Origin of the sequence: Acidovorax soli, assembly GCF_014207955.1 — a bacterium.
GTDB classification, from domain to species: domain Bacteria; phylum Pseudomonadota; class Gammaproteobacteria; order Burkholderiales; family Burkholderiaceae_C; genus Acidovorax; species Acidovorax soli_A.
The window spans coordinates 428,248-444,862 of the sequence record NZ_JACHLK010000002.1 but is presented as its reverse complement, the minus strand read 5'-3'; the positions used below and the strand labels follow the sequence as shown (position 1 = coordinate 444,862).

Below are 16,615 nucleotides of genomic sequence, written 5' to 3'. Positions count from 1 at the left end.
GCGCTCAGCGCAGGGTTCCCGCGCGCTGCGCGCGGGCACGCGCCATGGCCGCGGCGATGGCTGCCTTGCGGGCCTGTGCCGCGGTATCGGCAGTGCTGGCGGGGGCCACAGTGGCATCGCCTGGCGCTGCGGCCTCCTCCTCGTCCAGCGGCTCTGGTGCCGCCAGGGCCGTGCGGGCCTGGTGGACCGCATAGCGCTGCCGCGCGTGGGCCGCCAGGTCCGGGCCCCAGGCAGCCCAGCCCGTGGCCTGGCCGCTCACGGGCTCCAGGGTGATGCAGTCCACCGGGCAAACCGGAATGCACAGCTCGCAGCCCGTGCAGTGCGGCTCGATCACGGTGTGCATGCGCTTGTTGGCGCCCACGATGGCATCGGTGGGGCAGACCTTGATGCACAGCGTGCAGCCTATGCACCAGTTCTCGTCGATCACGGCCAGGGTGCGCGGTGCCTCCAGCCCATGCTCGGCACTCAGCGGGCGCACCGGCTGGCCGGTCAGCGCCGCCAGCCGGGCCACCCCTTCGGCGCCACCGGGTGGGCACTGGTTGATGGGCACGCCCTCGAACGCGATGGCCTGCGCATAGGCCGCGCAGTCCGGGTAGCCGCAGCGCGTGCACTGCGTCTGCGGCAAGGCCGCGTCGATGCGGGCCGCCAGTGCATGCGCGGCCTGCCCTGCAGGTGGTGAAGGGGTGGCGGGCTGGGCGTGCGGCTGCGGGCTCAAGCCTTGCGTGCCGACGTGGTGCGGCGGGTGCGCGCAGCCGCAGCGGCGGTAACCGCAGCCTTGGCCGCGGGCGCCTCGGGCTCAGGGGCTGCTGCAGCCCCCGTGGCGGGCCGGGCCTTGGCAGCCGACTTGGCGGCAGCCTTGGCCGGGGCCTTCTTCGCAGCCGCCGTGCGGGGCGGCGCGGGTGGGTTGTCGTCGGGCATCTCGGTCACGACCGCAGGGCGGGGGGCCTTCTTCTGCGGAACCTCGTGCTCCAGAATGAACTTGCGCACCTCGGGGTACACGATCTCGCGCCAGCGCCGGCCGCTGAAGATGCCGTAGTGCCCGGCACCCTTGGCCTCCAGGTGGCGCTGCTCCTTGCGCACGATGCCGGTGCACAGGTCGTGCGCGGCCTCGGTCTGGCCCGAGCCGGAGATGTCGTCGAGCTCGCCTTCCACGGTGAACAGGGCCGTGGTGGTGATGTCCTGCGGGCGCACACGTTCGATCTTGCCTTCGGGCGAGCGCACATCCCAGGTGCCATGCACCAGCTTGTACTCCTGGAACACGGTCTCGATGGTTTCCAGGTAGTAGTCGGCGTCCATGTCGAGCACGGCGTTGTACTCGTCGTAGAACTTGCGGTGGGCTTCGGCGCTGGCGTCGTCGCCCTTGATCAGGTCCTTGAAGTAGTCGTAGTGGCTGGACGCGTGGCGGTCGGGGTTCATGGCCACGAAGCCGGTGTACTGCAGGAAGCCCGGGTAGACGCGGCGGCCCGCGCCGGGGAAGTTGTCCGGCACGCGGTAGATCACATTGTTCTCGAACCACTCGTAGCTGCGGTTCGTGGCCAGGTTGTTCACCGCCGTGGGGGACTTGCGTGCGTCGATGGGGCCGCCCATCATGGTCATGGTCAGCGGCGTCTTCTCGCCACGGCTGGCCATCAGCGACACGGCGGCCAGCACCGGCACCGTGGGCTGGCAGACGCTGATCACATGGCAATTGCCATAGGTGGCCTGCAGGTGGCGGATGAACTCCTGCACATAGTTCACATAGTCGTCCAGGTGGAACTCGCCGTCGGCCAGGGGCACCAGGCGCGCGTTCTTCCAGTCGGTGATGTAGACCTTGTGGTCCTTGAGCAGGGTGCGCACCGTGTCGCGCAGCAGCGTGGCATAGTGGCCCGACAGGGGCGCGACCACCAGCACCACGGGCTGGGCCTTGATGCGCACCAGGGTGTCGGTGTCGTCCGAAAAGCGCTTGAAGCGGCGCAGCTCGCAGAAGGGCTTGTCCAGTTCGATGTTTTCGTGCACCGCCACGCCCACGCCGTCCACATCCACGGTGTGGATGTCGAACACCGGCTTTTCATAGTCCTTGCCCAGGCGGTACAGCAGATCGTAGCCCGCCGACATGCGCTGGGCGAACGCCGTCTGGCTCAGGGGAGACATAGGGTTGCTGAAGAGTTTGGCCGCGGCTTGCGCAAAGTCGGTGAGCGGCTCCATCAGGGAGCGCTGGGTTTCGTAGATCTGGTACAGCATGGGGGGCGAAACTCCGTTATGTTGCAGTGCAATATAGCAGCACTTGGTTACCTCTGCATGCGGGAAAACCACCTAGACCCAGTCGCACAGGTGACAGCGCTGTCCATCTCCCGCCAAATGACCTCAGATGGCTTGCTGTGCAAAGCCAGTCTGCTATGGTTTTTTCAGCAAGACCCTGCCCGCGGCGCGGCGCCGGTCAGCCGTTGTCGGCCAGCCAGGATTCGAAGGCCTCGCGCGCCACGTTGCGCAGCGCGGGCCGGAACTGGGTGCGGTTGGAGAGGTACAGGCAGTGCCGGACCACCGTATAGGGGTTGAAGCTGCCCTGGGGGTTCTGTTCCTCGAAGTGCTGCTTGTAGCGCTTGACCGTGCCCACGGTCTCGCGCATCAGGGTGTTGAAGCGCGCACGCGTGATGCCGGGCGACCAGGCCTGGATGTCGTCCACGAAGCCGTCCACCTTGGAGGGGTCGAACTCGAAGTCCTTGAAGAAATGCGTGGCGATCTTGAGGAAGGTGAAGGCATTGAGCTCGCTGCCCAGGCTGGAGGAGGGCTTGGGCGCCGCCAGGCTGCCGTCGTCCATCTCTGCCTCGGCCTCCGCTGTCTCGTCGGGGGCCTGCAGCAGGGCGGTGGCCGTTTCGTCACGGATCTGGCGAAACTCCCGGTCGGCCAGTTCGAACAGGGCCGACAACACATTGATGCGCCGCTTGAGCTGGCCGGGGATGGATTTCTTGTACTTGATCTTGTGGTCCAGCACGCTCCAGGAGTCCTGGATGATGGTGCGCACCTGCAGTTCGAAGGGCTGCTCGGCATGCGCAGCCAGCGCCGGCAGTGCGCGCGGGCCAGGGCGCAGATCCAGGTGCAGGCCCTTGTAGCCGAACGAGGCCTCGGTGCTCTCCACGGCCGAGGCCTTGTCGGTCACGTCGATCACCGCGAAATGCTGGCGCACGATCTGCGCCACCTTCTCGAGCTCGTCCTCATAGAGGCAGACCACGCGCACCCCGACCAGGTCGGTGATCCAGTGCTGGATCTCGTAGGGGGTGTTGCTTTCTTCCAGGCCGGGCCGGTATTTGCGTGCGAACTTGCGGATGCATTCGTCCACATCCTTGACCCGGCCCTCCACCTTGGAGACGTCGACGCTGCGGGCGCTGTCCACCACCTCGGCGATGGCGGCCGTAAAGGCCATGCAGGCGTCTTCCAGCGCGGACCTGCGGGCTGCGTAGAACGCACGGAACCGGGACTCTTCCCGTTCAAAATCAAGCGATGCCATGGTGGGGGTGCAAAAAGGGCGAGGGATGCCGGACGGCGGCTGCGGCAGGATGTGGAAGGAAAATGGGCGAGCGAACGATACCCGCATTCTGCGCCGCCCCCTGTCAGCCAATGCCGCGCACCGGGTGACCTCGCTTGGCAGGGGCGCCTGAAATCGGATAATGAACGCAGTGTGTGACCCATGCGATGACATCAGAACAAGACACGGTCCCCGCATCCACCGAGCCCGAGAGGCTCCGCGACGCATCCGCCAGCCAGCGCTGGCTGGTGCTGGTATTGCCACCGCTGATGGTCCTGATGATGCTCGGGGTGACCGGCCTGTACTGGTACCGGGCGCACAACGAGTCGCTCGACAAGCGCCTGCGCAACTTCCATGCAGCGGCCGAGCAGATTGCCTACAACCTGCGCGACCGCATGTCCACCTACGAGGTCATGCTGCGGGGCGTGCAGGGCTATGTGGACGGGTCCGAGCGCATCGAGCGGGGCGAGTTCCAGTCCTATGTCGGTGCGCTGCAGATGCAGCAGACACGGCCCGGCCTGCAGGGCATCTCGCTGGTCATGTTCGTGCAGGGCAGCGGCCTGGCGGCCCATCTGGCGGACATCCGTGGGCGCGGCTTCTCCGGCTACACCGTGCACCCGCCGGGTGAGCGCGCGCAGTACGCCCCCATCACCCACATCGAACCCCTGGAAGGCCGCAACCTCGAAGCCCTGGGCCTGGATGCGCTGACGCTGCCGCCCGCGCGCGAGGCGCTGGAGCGGGCCCGCGACACCGGCCGGCTGGCACTGTCCGGCCTGCTGGGGCCCTTGCCGCCGGGCACGCCGGCGCAGGGCGAGGTGGGGCTGTTCCTGCCGGTGTACTCCACCTTGCTGGAGGCCGAAACCCTGTCCGGCCGCCGCCGCGCCATCCGGGGCTGGGTGGCGGCCCCGTTCCGGGTGGGCGATGTGGTCAAGGGCCTGTCCCGCGAGTTCGATCCCGATATCGCCCTGGCCATCTACGACGGCGAGGAGCCCTTGCCCGAGGCCCTGCTGTATGGCGAACCCGGGCTGCAGGCGCAGGCCCTGGCGCGGGGGGCCGTGCAGACCAGCCGGCGCCTGGAGGTGGGCGGCCGCGCCTGGACGCTGCGGATGGCACCGCTGCCGGCCTTCGATCTGCGCCACGAAGACGAAGGCCACCACCTGGTGGCCGTGATGGGGGTCTTCATCAGCCTGCTGCTGGGTTGGTTCGCCTGGGTGCTGGCCACCGGGCGCGAGCGCGCCGCGGCACTGGCGCGCCGCATGACGGCCCAGCTGCGTGGCGCGCGCGATGACCTGGAGAGCACGCTCAGCGCCATCCCGGACCTGCTGTTCGAACTCGATGCCGAAGGCCGCATCCACCACTGCCGCTCTGCGCACATGCCGCAGTCTGCCCTCGATCCCACGCAGTTCGTGGGGCAGCGGCTGCAGGACATCGTGCCCCCCGGCGAGGCCGCCGGCTGTCTGCAGGCCGTGCGCGCCGCGCTGGCCAACGGGTATTCCGCGGGCCACCAATACCACCTGGAGGTCGATGGCCAGACCCACTGGTACGAGCTGTCCATTGCGCGCAAGGACAGCACGCACCCGGGCGAGGGGCCGCGCTTCGTGGCCCTGGCCCGCGACGTCACCGAGCGCCAGCAGGCCCAGGCGCGCACGCACCAGTTGGCCTATTTCGACGCCCTGACCGGCCTGCCCAACCGCCGCATGCTGCTCGACCGGCTCGGCCTGGCCCTGGCCGCAGCGCGCCGCAACGGCCAGATCGGAGCCCTGCTGTTCGTGGACCTGGACAACTTCAAGCAGATCAACGATGCACGCGGCCATACCCTGGGCGACCAGCTGCTGGCCGAGGTCGCCAGCCGCCTCACGGGCCTGCTGCGCCCCGGCGACACCGTGGCGCGCCTGGGGGGCGACGAGTTCGTGCTGCTGCTGCAGGGCATTGCCACCGACATGGCCACGGCCGGCCGGCAGGCCCTGGCCGTGGCCGAGCGCGTGCGCGAGGCACTGGAGCTGCCCTATGCCATCGACACCCACCTCTACAGCAGCACCGGCAGCCTGGGGATCACGCTGTTCCCCAAGCGCGCAGAGGGGGTGGAAGACCTGCTGCGCGAGGCCGACACCGCCATGTACCGCGCCAAGGACCTGGGGCGCAACCGCATCCGCTTCTACGAGGCGGCCATGCAGGCCGACGTGCAGGAGCGCCTGGCGCTGGAGCAGGACCTCAAGAAGGCCATGGCCGAAGGGCAGCTGGCCGCCTACATCCAGCCCCAGGTGGACGCACAGGGCAGCGTGGTCGGGGGAGAGCTGCTCATGCGCTGGAGCCATCCGGTGCGCGGCAGCGTGCCGCCGGCGCGCTTCATCCCGATTGCCGAGGCCTCGGGGCTGATCCTGCCCATGGGGGCCTGGATGATCGAGAAAGCCTGCGACGCCATCGCGCAGCTGCAAAAGCAGGGCAAGCCGCTGTCGATCTCGGTGAATGTGAGCCAGCGCCAGTTCCGGCAGGAGGATTTCGTCGAGCGCGTGCGCAATGTGCTGGCCCAGACCGGGGCCACACCGTCCTGCCTGGTCCTGGAGGTCACCGAGAGCCTGCTCATCGAGAACCTGGACGACACCATCGCCCGCATGACCGAGCTGGTGCACCTGGGCGTGCGCTTTTCCATCGACGACTTCGGCACCGGCTACTCCAGCCTGGCCTACCTCAAGCGCCTGCCGCTGTACGAGCTCAAGATCGACAAGAGCTTCGTGCAGGACACGCCCGATGACCCCAGCGACACGGCCATCGTGCAGTCCATCCTCTCGGTGGCGCGCCACCTGAACCTGCGCGTGGTGGCCGAGGGCGTGGAGACGCAGGCCCAGGCCGACTTCCTGGCGGCCAGCCAGTGCGACTGCCTGCAGGGCTACCTGTTCTACCGCCCCGAGCCGCTGGGCGGCTGGCTGGACGGGATGCTCAGACCGGCTCGGGAATCAACGTCGTAGCCTGCGCCAGGGCGTAGACCTCGCGGGCAGGCCTGTCCTTGAGCAGGTGGTTGCTCCAGACCTGGCGCCACAGGCGCGCGCCGCGCAGGCCGTGGCGCAGGCCCAGCATGTGGCGTGCGATGTGGGCCCAGGGCGTGCCGTACTGGGCCGCCTCGCGCTCCATGTACTCCACCATGGCCAATTCCACCTCCTCGCGGGTCAGCGGGCAGGGGGCGCCGCCATAGTAGACCTGGTCCCAGCGGGCCAGCCACCAGGGGTTGTGGTAGGCCTCGCGGCCGATCATCACTCCGTCCAGGTGCGCGAGCTGCTCCAGCACCACCTGGTCGGCCTGGATGCCGCCGTTGATGGCGATGGTCAGATGGGGAAATTCGGCCTTGAGCCGGTGCACCACCTCGTAGCGCAGCGGCGGGATGTCGCGGTTCTCCTTGGGCGACAGGCCCTGCAGCCAGGCATTGCGCGCATGCACGATGAACACCGTGCAACCCGCATCGGCCACCGTGCCCACGAAGTCGCGCACGAATCCGTAGTCTTCGACCTTGTCGATGCCGATGCGGTGCTTGACCGTCACGGGCACGTCCACCACGTCCTTCATGGCCTTCACGCCATCGGCCACCAACTGGGGCGCCTTCATCAGGCTGGCCCCGAAGGCACCGCGCTGCACCCGGTCGCTCGGGCAGCCGCAGTTCAGGTTGATCTCGCCATAACCCCATTGGGCACCCAGCCGCGCAGCCTGCGCCAGCAGCTCGGGCTCGTTGCCGCCCAGTTGCAGGGCCACCGGGTGCTCCTCGGCATTGAAGCGCAGGTGCCGCTCGGTGCCGCCATGGATGATGGCGCCCGCGTTCACCATTTCGGTGTAGAGCAGGGTCTGGCGCGTGAGCAGGCGGTGGAAATAGCGGCAGTGGCGGTCCGTCCAGTCCATCATGGGCGCAACGGACATGCGCCAGGGGCTGTGCGCGGCAGGCTGTGCGGAGGCAAGGGCGGGGCTGTTTTCCAAGATCGGGACCGTTGTCATGAGGGAACGGGCATGCACGGCATGCACGCCAGTCCGGGAAAATAGGGGGAACGGCGCGCGAACTGTGCGCCCATGCCTACATTTTCTCAGTTCCTGGCGCGGCATACTGGCGCAGGGACTCTTTGTTTGAATACGCTGCATGTGGAAGAACCCCGGGGTCGCCGTTGCGATCGCCCCGTCCCAACTGGTTGTTGGTCTGTACGTCTGGCTGGAGATGCGCTGGGACGAACACCCCTTTGTCGCCAACCGTTTCATGGTCCGCACCGCCAAGGATGTGGCGGTGATCCAGTCGCTCGGCCTGGAAGGCCACCTTTACTACTACCCGGACCGCAGCACGGTCGAACCGCTGCCCCTGGCGCCGGCAGGCGCCCCTGACCCCGAACCAGTCCCCCAGCAGGTCGATGCGCAGGCGGCCCTGGCCGCCGAGGTGCGCCGTCTCGACCAGGCCAAGAAGGACAAGCGCCAGCGCCAACGGGATGCCGCCGCGCGGGCCGACCGGGCCTGGGAAGACGCCGCGCGCCAGACCCGGGAGGCGCTGCTCACCCTCACGCGCTCGCCCAAGGCGGCAGGCCGCATCCTGGCCGACCTGTCGGGCGAGACGGCGGCACGCATTGCCCAGAGCCAGGAGGTGCTGCTGCACCTGCTGGGCGACAAGAAGGACCAGGGCCCGCAGTTCCATGCGCTCAATGTGCTCACCCTGTGCATGCTGGTGGGCAAGAAGGCCGGCCTGTCCGAACGCGAGCTGGCCGACCTGGCCATGGCGGCCCTGGCGCACGACGTGGGCAAGTCCAAGGTGCCGCCGCAGCTGTTCAAGACCTCCCGGCGCAAGCGCCACGAGGAGGAATTCGTGCGCCAGCACGTGATGTACAGCACCCAGCTGGCTTCGGACTCGGGCGCCTTCAGCAAGGAGGCGCTGGCCTGCATCGCCAGCCACCATGAGGCGGCCGACGGCTCGGGCTGGCCACGCGGCCAGCGCGAGACCCACCGCCTGGCCCTGATCCTGGCCATGGTGAACCGCTACGACAACCTGTGCTCGCCCGAGGCCCGTGACGTGGAGCCGCTGATGCCGGCCGAGGCCCTGGCGCACATGTTCAGGAACGAATCGGGCCAGCACGACCCGGCGCTGCTCAGCTCGCTCATCAAGCTGCTGGGCGTGTACCCGCCCGGCACGGTGGTGCAGCTCACCGATGGGGCGCTGGCGCTGGTGGTGGCGCCGGGGCCCGAGTCGCTGCGGCCCCAGGTGCTGGTCTACACGCCCGAAATCCCCAAGGACGAGGCCCCCCTGGTGGAGCTGCACACCGAGCCCGACATCCGCGTGGCCGAGGCGATCCGCCCGTCCACGCTGCCACGCGAGGTGCTCGACTGGCTCAATCCCCAGCAGCGCCTGTCGTACTTCTTCTCGGTCGAAGACTGAAGGCCGGGTTCAGCGCGCCCCGGGCTTTTGCTGGTACAGGCCCTCGATGGCCTGGGCAAAGTGGGCCATGAGCGGTGCGCGCTTGAGCTTGAGCGTGGGCGTCATGAAGCCGTTCTCGATGGTCCAGGGCGCCAGGGTCAGGTGCACGGCGCGCGGTACGGCGTAGCGCGCGAAGCTGACCGTGCTCTTTTCGATGCGCGCCAGCACGGCGCGGTGCACGGCCGGGTGGTTCAGGCTCTCGGGGTCCTGCGCGGCCAGGCCCAGGTCGCCGGCCAGGCGCTGCCACTCGTCGGCACGCAGCACGGCCACGGCGGCGATGAAGGGGCGGTTCTCGCCCAGCACAAAGGCCTGTTCCAGCAGCGGATCGGCCAGCAGGGCCAGTTCCAGGTCGCCCGGCGGCACCTTTTCGCCCGTGGAGGTGACGATGATCTCCTTGATGCGGCCGCGGATGAAGATGCGCCCATCCACGATGTCGGCCTGGTCGCCCGTGCCCAGCCAGCCATCGGGCGCGAGAATGCGCGCCGTGTCCTCGGGGCGCTTCCAGTAGCCTTTCATGACGATGGGGCCGCGCACCTGCAGTTCGCGGTTTTCGCCGATGCGCACCTCCACGCCCGGCAGGGCCCGGCCCACGCAGGCCGGGTCGTTGTCCTGCAAGGAGTTGACCGACACCACGGGCGCGGTTTCGGTCATGCCGTAGCCCTGCACCAGCGGCAGCCCCAGGCCGAGGAAGCACTTGGCAATGGTTGGTGACAGCGGCGCACCGCCGCTCACGGCCACGCGCACGCGGCCACCGAACTGGGCCAGCAGCGGCTGGGCCACCAGGGCACGCAGCAGGGGCCAGGGCAGGGCGTTCATCCAGCCCCCGGCCGGGTCGGCCTGGGGTACGGGCAGGCCCTGCGCGGCGCAGAAATTCTGCCAGCCCTTGGACTGCGCCGCCTCGTAGAGCTGCATCTTCCAGGGCGAGGGCGAGAGTTTTTCGAGCAGCTTGGCGTGGATGCGCTCGTAGATGCGCGGCACCGAGACCAGCACCGTGGGGCGGATGGTCTGCATGTCCTCGGCCAGTTGCGCCACCGAGCGCGCATAGGCCACACAGCTGCCGGCCGCGATCGGCAGGTAGTAGCCGCCCGTGCGCTCGAAGGTGTGCGACAGCGGCAAAAAGGACAGGAACACATCGTCCACCGTGGGCGCGATGCGTTCGAGCACGGCCTTCACATCGCTCACCACGTTGCGGTGCGTGAGCATCACGCCCTTGGGCTTGCCCGTGGTGCCCGAGGTGTAGACGATGGCGGCCAGGTCGTCAGGGCCGGGCGGGTTGGGGGGCGCCAGTTCCACCGCCTGGGCGGCACCCTCGAGCCATTGCGCGAGCGAGCCCACGGCGGGGGCGTGGGCGGAGGGCGGGGTGGGCGTGAACGAGGGCTCCGGGTCGGTCACGATCACCGCCCGCAGCGCCGGGAATTCCGAGCCTGCGGCGCGGATCTTCTCCCACTGCTGGGCGCTGCCCACGATGAGCATGGAGGCTTCGCAGTCCGAGAGGATGTAGGCGATGCTGCCCGGGTTGTCGATGGCGTGCAGCGGCACGGGCACGCAGTTGCTGGCCAGCGTGGACTGGTCGGCGCACATGGCATCGAGGCCGTTGGGCAGCAAAATGGCCACGCGGGCACCGGCCGGCAGCTGCAAGGCCACCAGGGCGCGCGACCACTGCGCGACGCGGGCAGCCGTCTCGGCCCAGGTCCAGGTCGTCCAGGCCTGGCCCTTGGCCTCGAAGGCACGGAAGGCGGGCGCGTCGGGCGTCTGGGTGGCGCGCCAGGAAAGAAGCTGGGGCAGCGTCTGGACGCTGCCGATGTCGGAAAAGGAGGAAGTCATCGGGTCGTTCGGGGCCTGGGCGGCATGCACAGAGCCAGGGCGGTACCATCGGGTACCAACCTGGGGAAAACCCGCGCGATCATACCTATCCTGGAGGCACAAGCTGTGCTTCTTTGTTTCTTGCGGCCCAGAGTTTTCGGGGCAGCAGGCCCCGCTCGGCCACAATCCCGGCAGTTCCACACCGCTTTTTCTGCCTGCGCTGCACCGCTCCATGGATCCCATCACCATCTTCATCGTCGCGACACTGATGATGCTGGCCAATGGCGGGGTGCTGGGCCTGATGCACAAGGACCTGCCGGTCTCCCTGCAACCCTGCGCCGAAACCTGGCGCATCGCCACCTTGCTGCTGGCCGGCAGTGCCGTGCTCTACGCCGTGCAGTACGAGCTGCCGCTGGGCCTGGTCTCGCCCATGGCCAATGGCATGGTGATGCTGGGCTGCACCGGCTACTGGCGCGCCCTGCGCCAGTTCGACGGTGCGCCGGACCGCTGGTGGATGTGGCTGCCGGCGCTGGCGGGCATTGGCGGCGTGCTCTGGTTCGCGGGCGTGCAGCCCGATACGCCCAGCCGCATCCTGCTGTTGTCCGGCGTAGTGGCCTTCGTGCTGATGGCCGGCACCCTGCAGCTCGTGCGCGGCGGCACGGGGGAGCGGGCGCGCAGCCGCAAGGCGCTGGCGGGCCTGTTCTTCCTGGTAGGCCTGTTCGTGCTGTTCCGCGCGGGCTATTTCCTGGTGCGCAAGGTGGGGCCATCGTTCGACATCACGGGCGAGGGCGCCTGGATCAACACCGCCAGCCCGCTCGTCACGGCTTTGCTGCCGGTGGTGGGCACCACGGCCTTTCTGTTCATGTGCTCGCAGCGCATCGGCCGCCAGTGGGAGCTGGCCGCCGCCACCGACTACCTGACGGGCCTGGCCAACCGCCGCACCCTGCTGGCCGAAGGCGAGAGCCGCTTTGCCACGGCGCGCCGGGGTGGTGCCCATTTGGCATTGGCGCTGGTCGATGTGGACCACTTCAAGGCCATCAACGACGGCCACGGGCACGAGGTGGGCGACAAGGCCTTGCAGCACGTGGCCCGGCAACTGCAGGCCACGGCACGCGGCCTGGACTTCGTGGCGCGCCATGGCGGGGAAGAATTCGTCGTGCTGCTGGACCTGGGGCAGCATGGCGATGCCCAGGCGGCGGGCGAGCGCCTGCGCCTGGCGGTGGCGGGCACGCCGTTCACGGCCGACGGGGCCTCGCTGACCATCACCATCTCGGCCGGCGTCGCCCTGCAGGCCGACGGTGACACCACGCTGGACCAGTTGCTGCGCCGCGCCGACGAGGCGCTGTATGCCGCCAAGCGCAGCGGGCGTAACCGAGTGGAACTCGCAGGCGGTTGACGGCGGCCCTCAGGTCGCCGCTTCCAGCCCCTGGGCGAAGTGGGCCTGCATGGCCTGGGCCGTGCCCGCGCCATCGCGCCGTGCCAGCGCGGCCATCACGGCGCGATGCTCGGCCAGCGAGTCCTCGATGCGGCCCTGCTTGAGCAGCGAGTTGTGGCGATTGAGCTTCATCACCTTGCGCAGGTCGGCCACCATCTGGCTGCGCCAGCGGTTGTCGGCCATCTCCAGAAGGCGCATGTGAAAGCGCTCGTTGATTGCAAAAAAGCGCTCGCGCTCGCCAGCGGCACCTTCCAGCTCGGCGTGCAGGGCTTCCAATTCGCGCAGTTGGGTGGGGGAAGCGGTGGCTGCGACCACGGCCGCGGCATCGCTCTCCAGCAGGCTGAGCAGGTGGTACACGTCGCGCAGGTCTTTTTCCGACATCTCCGTCACATAGGCGCCACGGCGCACCTTCATCGTGACCAGGCCCTCGGCGGCCAGCACCTTGAGCGCCTCGCGCAGGGGCGTGCGGCTGATGCCGAATTCCTCGGCGATCTTGAGTTCGTCGATCCAGCTGCCGGGCTCCAGCTCGCGGCGGAAGATACGCTGGCGCAATTGCTCAGCGACTTCTTCGTACAGGGCGCGGGGCGTCAGGGTCAGTGCGGACATGGGCTGGATTGTAAACCGTGAGAATATTTTGAATCAATAATTATGAATGATGTAAACTTGGCACCACATCGGGATTTGCCCCTGAATACGATACCGCCATCCTCGGAGACCGTTTCGCCATGAGTGCCACGCCCCCCAACAGCCCCTCTGAATTCGCTGCCGCCTCGCTGGAGGCCTGGGCGAAAGCCGCTGCCAAGTCGGCACCAGGGGGCGATGTCAATGCGCTGAACTGGGTCACGCCCGACGGCATCACCGTCAAGCCGCTGTACACGGCGGCCGACACCGCCGGCCTGAAGTACGCCGACACGCTGCCCGGCTTCGAGCCCTACCTGCGCGGCCCCCAGGCCACCATGTACGCGGTGCGGCCCTGGACCATCCGCCAGTACGCGGGCTTTTCCACCGCCGAAGAGTCCAACGCCTTCTACCGCAAGGCGCTGGCCGCGGGCGGGCAGGGCGTGAGCGTGGCGTTCGATCTGGCCACCCACCGCGGCTACGACAGCGACCACCCACGCGTGACCGGCGACGTGGGCAAGGCCGGCGTAGCCATCGACTCGGTGGAGGACATGAAGATCCTGTTCGACCAGATCCCGCTGGACAAGGTCTCGGTCTCCATGACCATGAACGGCGCGGTGCTGCCGGTGCTGGCCGGCTACGTGGTGGCGGCGGAAGAGCAGGGCGTGTCGCAGGCGCAGCTGAGCGGAACCATTCAGAACGACATTCTGAAAGAGTTCATGGTGCGCAACACCTACATCTACCCGCCCAAGCCGAGCATGCGCATCATCGGCGACATCATCGGCTACACGGCACGCAACATGCCGAAGTTCAACTCCATCTCCATCTCCGGCTACCACATGCAGGAGGCGGGAGCCAACCAGGCGCTGGAGCTGGCCTTCACCCTGGCCGATGGCAAGGAATACGTGAAGACGGCCATGGCCTCGGGCCTGGACGTGGACGATTTCGCGGGCCGCCTGTCCTTCTTCTGGGCCATTGGCATGAACTTCTACCTCGAAGTCGCCAAGATGCGCGCCGCGCGCCTCTTGTGGTGCCGCATCATGAAGGAGACCGGCGCCAAGAACCCCAAGAGCCTGATGCTGCGCACCCACTGCCAGACCAGCGGCTGGAGCCTGACCGAGCAAGACCCCTACAACAACATCGTGCGCACCACCATCGAGGCCATGGCGGCCGTCTTCGGCGGCACGCAGAGCCTGCACACCAACGCGCTCGACGAAGCCATCGCGCTGCCCACCGAGTTCTCGGCCCGCATCGCGCGCAACACGCAGCTCATCATCCAGGAAGAGACCCACATCACCAACGTGGTCGACCCCTGGGCCGGCAGCTACATGATGGAAAAGCTCACCCAGGACATGGTGGACGCCGCCTGGGCCATCATCGAGGAGGTGGAGGCCATGGGCGGCATGACCCAGGCCGTGGACAGCGGTTGGGCCAAGCTCAAGATCGAAGCCGCGGCCGCCGAGAAGCAGGCGCGCATCGACAGCGGCAAGGACGTGATCGTGGGCGTCAACAAGTACAAGCTGGCCAAGGAAGACCCGGTCGACATCCTGCAGATCGACAACGTCAAGGTGCGCGATGGCCAGATCGCACGCCTCAAGGACATCCGCGCCAAGCGCGATGCGGCCCAGGTGCAGGCAGCCCTCGATGCGCTCACCCAGGCCGCCGAATCCGGCGAGGGCAACCTGCTGGACCTGGCCATCAAGGCCGTGCGCCTGCGCGCCACGGTGGGCGAGGTGTCCGACGCGCTCGAAAAGGTCTACGGACGCCACCGTGCCGACACACAAAAGGTGACCGGTGTGTACGCTGCCGCCTACGACTCGGCCGAGGGCTGGGACAAGCTCAAGACCGAGATCAGCGACTTCGCCGAGGCCGAAGGCCGCCGCCCGCGCGTGATGATCGCCAAGCTTGGCCAGGACGGGCACGACCGCGGCGCCAAGGTGGTGGCCACGGCCTTTGCCGACCTGGGCTTCGACGTGGACATGGGCCCGCTGTTCCAGACGCCCGAGGAATGCGCGCGCCAGGCCATCGAGAACGACGTGCACGCCGTGGGCGTGAGCACCCTGGCCGCCGGCCACAAGACCCTGGTGCCGGCCATCATCCAGTCGCTCAAGGACCAGGGCGCGGACGACATCATCGTCTTCGTGGGCGGGGTGATCCCCGTGCAGGACTACGACTTCCTGTACGAGGCCGGCGTCAAGGGCGTCTACGGCCCGGGCACGCCCATCCCGGCCAGCGCCAAGGACGTGCTCGAACAGATCCGCAAGGCCATCGCGGCATGAACAGCCTGGGAGGTGCTGCCTTGACTGCGCCCCTGTTCACCCTGCAGCCCGTGGCCGAAGAAGACTTCGAGCCCATGCTGGCGCTGCGCACCGCCGCCATGCGCGAAAGCCTGGAGCGCGTGGGCCGCTACACGCCCGAGCGCTCGCGCGAGCGCCTGCGTGCAGCGTTTGTACCCCAGTACATGCAGCACCTGGTGTCGGCCGACGGCCGGCGCATGGGCTTTGTCACGGTTCAGCCCGAGGGCCCAGGGGTGCTGCGCCTGCAGCACCTGTACCTACACCCCGACTGGCAGGGCAGCGGCATTGGCGCTGCGGTGCTGGCTGATGTCCAGGAACGTGCGCGCCGCGAAGGCGCCGTGCTGCGCCTCACCGCCCTGCAGCTGAGCGATGCCAACCGCTTCTACCAGCGCCACGGCTTCGTGCAGACCGGCGAGGAAGACGTGGACGTGCACTACGAGTGGCGGGCCGGGGAGGGCGCACCCGCATGAACGCCCCCCAGCCCCTGACCGAACTGCACGGCCCGGCCCACCAGTGGTTCGACGGCATCCTGCACGGCAGCCAGCCCGTGCAGCGCCGCGCCATGGCCAAGGCCATCACCTTGCTCGAATCCACCCGGGCCGACCACCGCGCCCAGGGCGATGCCCTGCTCACGGCGCTGCTGCCGCACACGGGCCAAGCCTTTCGCCTGGGCATCAGTGGCGTGCCCGGTGTGGGCAAGTCCACCTTCATCGAGGCGCTGGGCCTGTTCCTGATTGCCAAGGGCCACCGCGTGGCGGTGCTCACGGTCGACCCGTCGAGCACGGTCTCGGGCGGCTCCATCCTGGGCGACAAGACGCGCATGGAGCAGCTGTCCATGCGCGAGGAGGCCTATATCCGCCCCAGCCCCTCGGGCGGCACCCTGGGCGGCGTGGCCGAGAAGACGCGCGAGGCCATGCTGGTCTGCGAGGCCGCCGGCTACGACGTGGTGGTGGTCGAGACCGTGGGTGTGGGCCAGAGCGAGATCGCCGTGGCCGGCATGACCGACATGTTCGTGCTGCTGCAGCTACCCAATGCGGGCGATGACCTGCAGGCCATCAAGAAGGGCGTGATGGAGATCGCCGACCTGGTGGCCATCAACAAGGCCGACATCGACAAGAACGCCGCCACGCGCGCCCAGGCGCAGATCACATCGAGCCTGCGCCTCTTGGGCATGCACGGCAACCCCGACCATGCCACGCACGGAGCGCTCTGGCAGCCGCGCGTGGTGCAGATCAGTGCGCTGCTGGGCGAGGGCGTGGACGGCTTCTGGGACGCCGTCACCCAGTTCCGCACCCAGCAGACCGACAACGGCCGCCTGGCCCTGCGCCGCGAAAAGCAGTCGCTGGCCTGGATGTGGGAGCGCATCGACGCAGGGCTCAAGCAGGCCTTCCGCCAGCACCCGGCCGTGCGCGGCCTGCTGCCCACGCTGCAGGCCGATGTGGCTGCCGGGCGCGTGGCGGCCTCCACGGCGGCACGCAGCCTGCTGGCCGCGCAAGGCACGAACCATTCTCTCTAGACAACGACACCCA

General features: G+C 68.4%; 12 protein-coding genes. 6 read left to right on the top strand and 6 right to left on the bottom strand.

Annotated elements, in window-relative coordinates:
• Positions 1-4: 4 nt before the first annotated feature.
• From HNP48_RS06540 to HNP48_RS06530, 3 genes are all read right to left on the bottom strand, one after another.
• A complete protein-coding gene (locus HNP48_RS06540) occupies positions 5-715 on the bottom strand; it encodes an RnfABCDGE type electron transport complex subunit B (protein ID WP_184856071.1) in 711 nt (236 codons plus the stop codon).
• Positions 712-2,220 (bottom strand): polyhydroxyalkanoate depolymerase, encoded by a 1,509-nt coding sequence (locus HNP48_RS06535; RefSeq protein ID WP_184856070.1) that lies wholly within the window; start codon positions 2,218-2,220, stop codon positions 712-714. The genes HNP48_RS06540 and HNP48_RS06535 overlap by 4 nt, the downstream gene beginning before the upstream one ends.
• Positions 2,221-2,416: 196 nt before the next feature.
• A complete protein-coding gene (locus HNP48_RS06530; RefSeq protein WP_184856069.1) occupies positions 2,417-3,484 on the bottom strand; it encodes a GTP pyrophosphokinase family protein in 1,068 nt (355 codons plus the stop codon).
• A 185-nt stretch (positions 3,485-3,669) separates the two neighbouring features.
• Here HNP48_RS06530 and HNP48_RS06525 point away from each other — a divergent pair, with 185 nt between their 5' ends.
• Positions 3,670-6,468, top strand: coding sequence for an EAL domain-containing protein (locus tag HNP48_RS06525; RefSeq protein WP_184856068.1), 2,799 nt, complete (start codon positions 3,670-3,672; stop codon positions 6,466-6,468).
• Here the strand turns inward: HNP48_RS06525 and dusA are convergent.
• Positions 6,440-7,480 carry a tRNA dihydrouridine(20/20a) synthase DusA gene (gene dusA / locus HNP48_RS06520; protein WP_184856067.1) on the bottom strand — a complete coding sequence of 347 codons (1,041 nt, stop codon included), beginning with the start codon at positions 7,478-7,480 and terminating at the stop codon, positions 6,440-6,442. The two genes, HNP48_RS06525 and dusA, sit on opposite strands and share 29 nt — an antisense overlap.
• A 139-nt stretch (positions 7,481-7,619) precedes the next feature.
• Here dusA and HNP48_RS06515 point away from each other — a divergent pair, with 139 nt between their 5' ends.
• Positions 7,620-8,894, top strand: a complete 1,275-nt coding sequence (locus HNP48_RS06515; RefSeq protein WP_184856066.1) for an HD-GYP domain-containing protein — start codon at positions 7,620-7,622, stop codon at positions 8,892-8,894.
• 9 nt (positions 8,895-8,903) lie between these two features.
• Here the strand turns inward: HNP48_RS06515 and HNP48_RS06510 are convergent, their stop codons facing one another.
• A complete protein-coding gene (locus HNP48_RS06510) occupies positions 8,904-10,757 on the bottom strand; it encodes a long-chain fatty acid--CoA ligase (RefSeq protein ID WP_184856065.1) in 1,854 nt (617 codons plus the stop codon).
• Positions 10,758-10,968: 211 nt separating this feature from the next.
• Here HNP48_RS06510 and HNP48_RS06505 point away from each other — a divergent pair, with 211 nt between their 5' ends.
• Entirely contained in the window at positions 10,969-12,132 is a 1,164-nt protein-coding gene (locus HNP48_RS06505) for a diguanylate cyclase (RefSeq protein ID WP_184856064.1), read from the top strand.
• A gap of 9 nt (positions 12,133-12,141) precedes the next feature.
• Here the strand turns inward: HNP48_RS06505 and HNP48_RS06500 are convergent, their stop codons facing one another.
• Positions 12,142-12,777: a GntR family transcriptional regulator gene (locus tag HNP48_RS06500; protein WP_184856063.1), complete on the bottom strand. Its 636-nt coding sequence runs from the start codon at positions 12,775-12,777 to the stop codon at positions 12,142-12,144.
• 119 nt (positions 12,778-12,896) lie between these two features.
• On the opposite strand from HNP48_RS06500, the gene scpA reads away from it, so the two are divergent.
• Genes scpA through meaB form a run of 3 tightly spaced genes read left to right on the top strand, consistent with a single transcriptional unit; the run spans position 12,897 to position 16,602 of the window.
• Entirely contained in the window at positions 12,897-15,068 is a 2,172-nt protein-coding gene (gene scpA, locus HNP48_RS06495) for a methylmalonyl-CoA mutase (RefSeq protein ID WP_184856062.1), read from the top strand.
• Positions 15,069-15,088: 20 nt separating this feature from the next.
• A complete protein-coding gene (locus HNP48_RS06490) occupies positions 15,089-15,556 on the top strand; it encodes a GNAT family N-acetyltransferase (protein ID WP_311773807.1) in 468 nt (155 codons plus the stop codon).
• Positions 15,553-16,602: a methylmalonyl Co-A mutase-associated GTPase MeaB gene (gene meaB / locus HNP48_RS06485; RefSeq protein WP_184856060.1), complete on the top strand. Its 1,050-nt coding sequence runs from the start codon at positions 15,553-15,555 to the stop codon at positions 16,600-16,602. Before HNP48_RS06490 ends, meaB begins: the two co-directional genes overlap by 4 nt.
• Positions 16,603-16,615: the final 13 nt, after the last annotated feature.

What these genes read in the sequence shown, in the direction of transcription:
- HNP48_RS06535 (WP_184856070.1), bottom strand. Translation starts at nt 2,220, where the DNA reads ATGCTGTACCAGATCTACGAAACCCAGCGCTCCCTGATGGAGCCGCTC.
- HNP48_RS06530 (WP_184856069.1), bottom strand. Translation starts at nt 3,484, where the DNA reads ATGGCATCGCTTGATTTTGAACGGGAAGAGTCCCGGTTCCGTGCGTTC.
- HNP48_RS06525 (WP_184856068.1), top strand. Translation starts at nt 3,670, where the DNA reads ATGACATCAGAACAAGACACGGTCCCCGCATCCACCGAGCCCGAGAGG.
- dusA (WP_184856067.1), bottom strand. Translation starts at nt 7,480, where the DNA reads ATGACAACGGTCCCGATCTTGGAAAACAGCCCCGCCCTTGCCTCCGCA.
- HNP48_RS06515 (WP_184856066.1), top strand. Translation starts at nt 7,620, where the DNA reads ATGTGGAAGAACCCCGGGGTCGCCGTTGCGATCGCCCCGTCCCAACTG.
- HNP48_RS06510 (WP_184856065.1), bottom strand. Translation starts at nt 10,757, where the DNA reads ATGACTTCCTCCTTTTCCGACATCGGCAGCGTCCAGACGCTGCCCCAG.
- HNP48_RS06505 (WP_184856064.1), top strand. Translation starts at nt 10,969, where the DNA reads ATGGATCCCATCACCATCTTCATCGTCGCGACACTGATGATGCTGGCC.
- HNP48_RS06500 (WP_184856063.1), bottom strand. Translation starts at nt 12,777, where the DNA reads ATGTCCGCACTGACCCTGACGCCCCGCGCCCTGTACGAAGAAGTCGCT.
- scpA (WP_184856062.1), top strand. Translation starts at nt 12,897, where the DNA reads ATGAGTGCCACGCCCCCCAACAGCCCCTCTGAATTCGCTGCCGCCTCG.
- meaB (WP_184856060.1), top strand. Translation starts at nt 15,553, where the DNA reads ATGAACGCCCCCCAGCCCCTGACCGAACTGCACGGCCCGGCCCACCAG.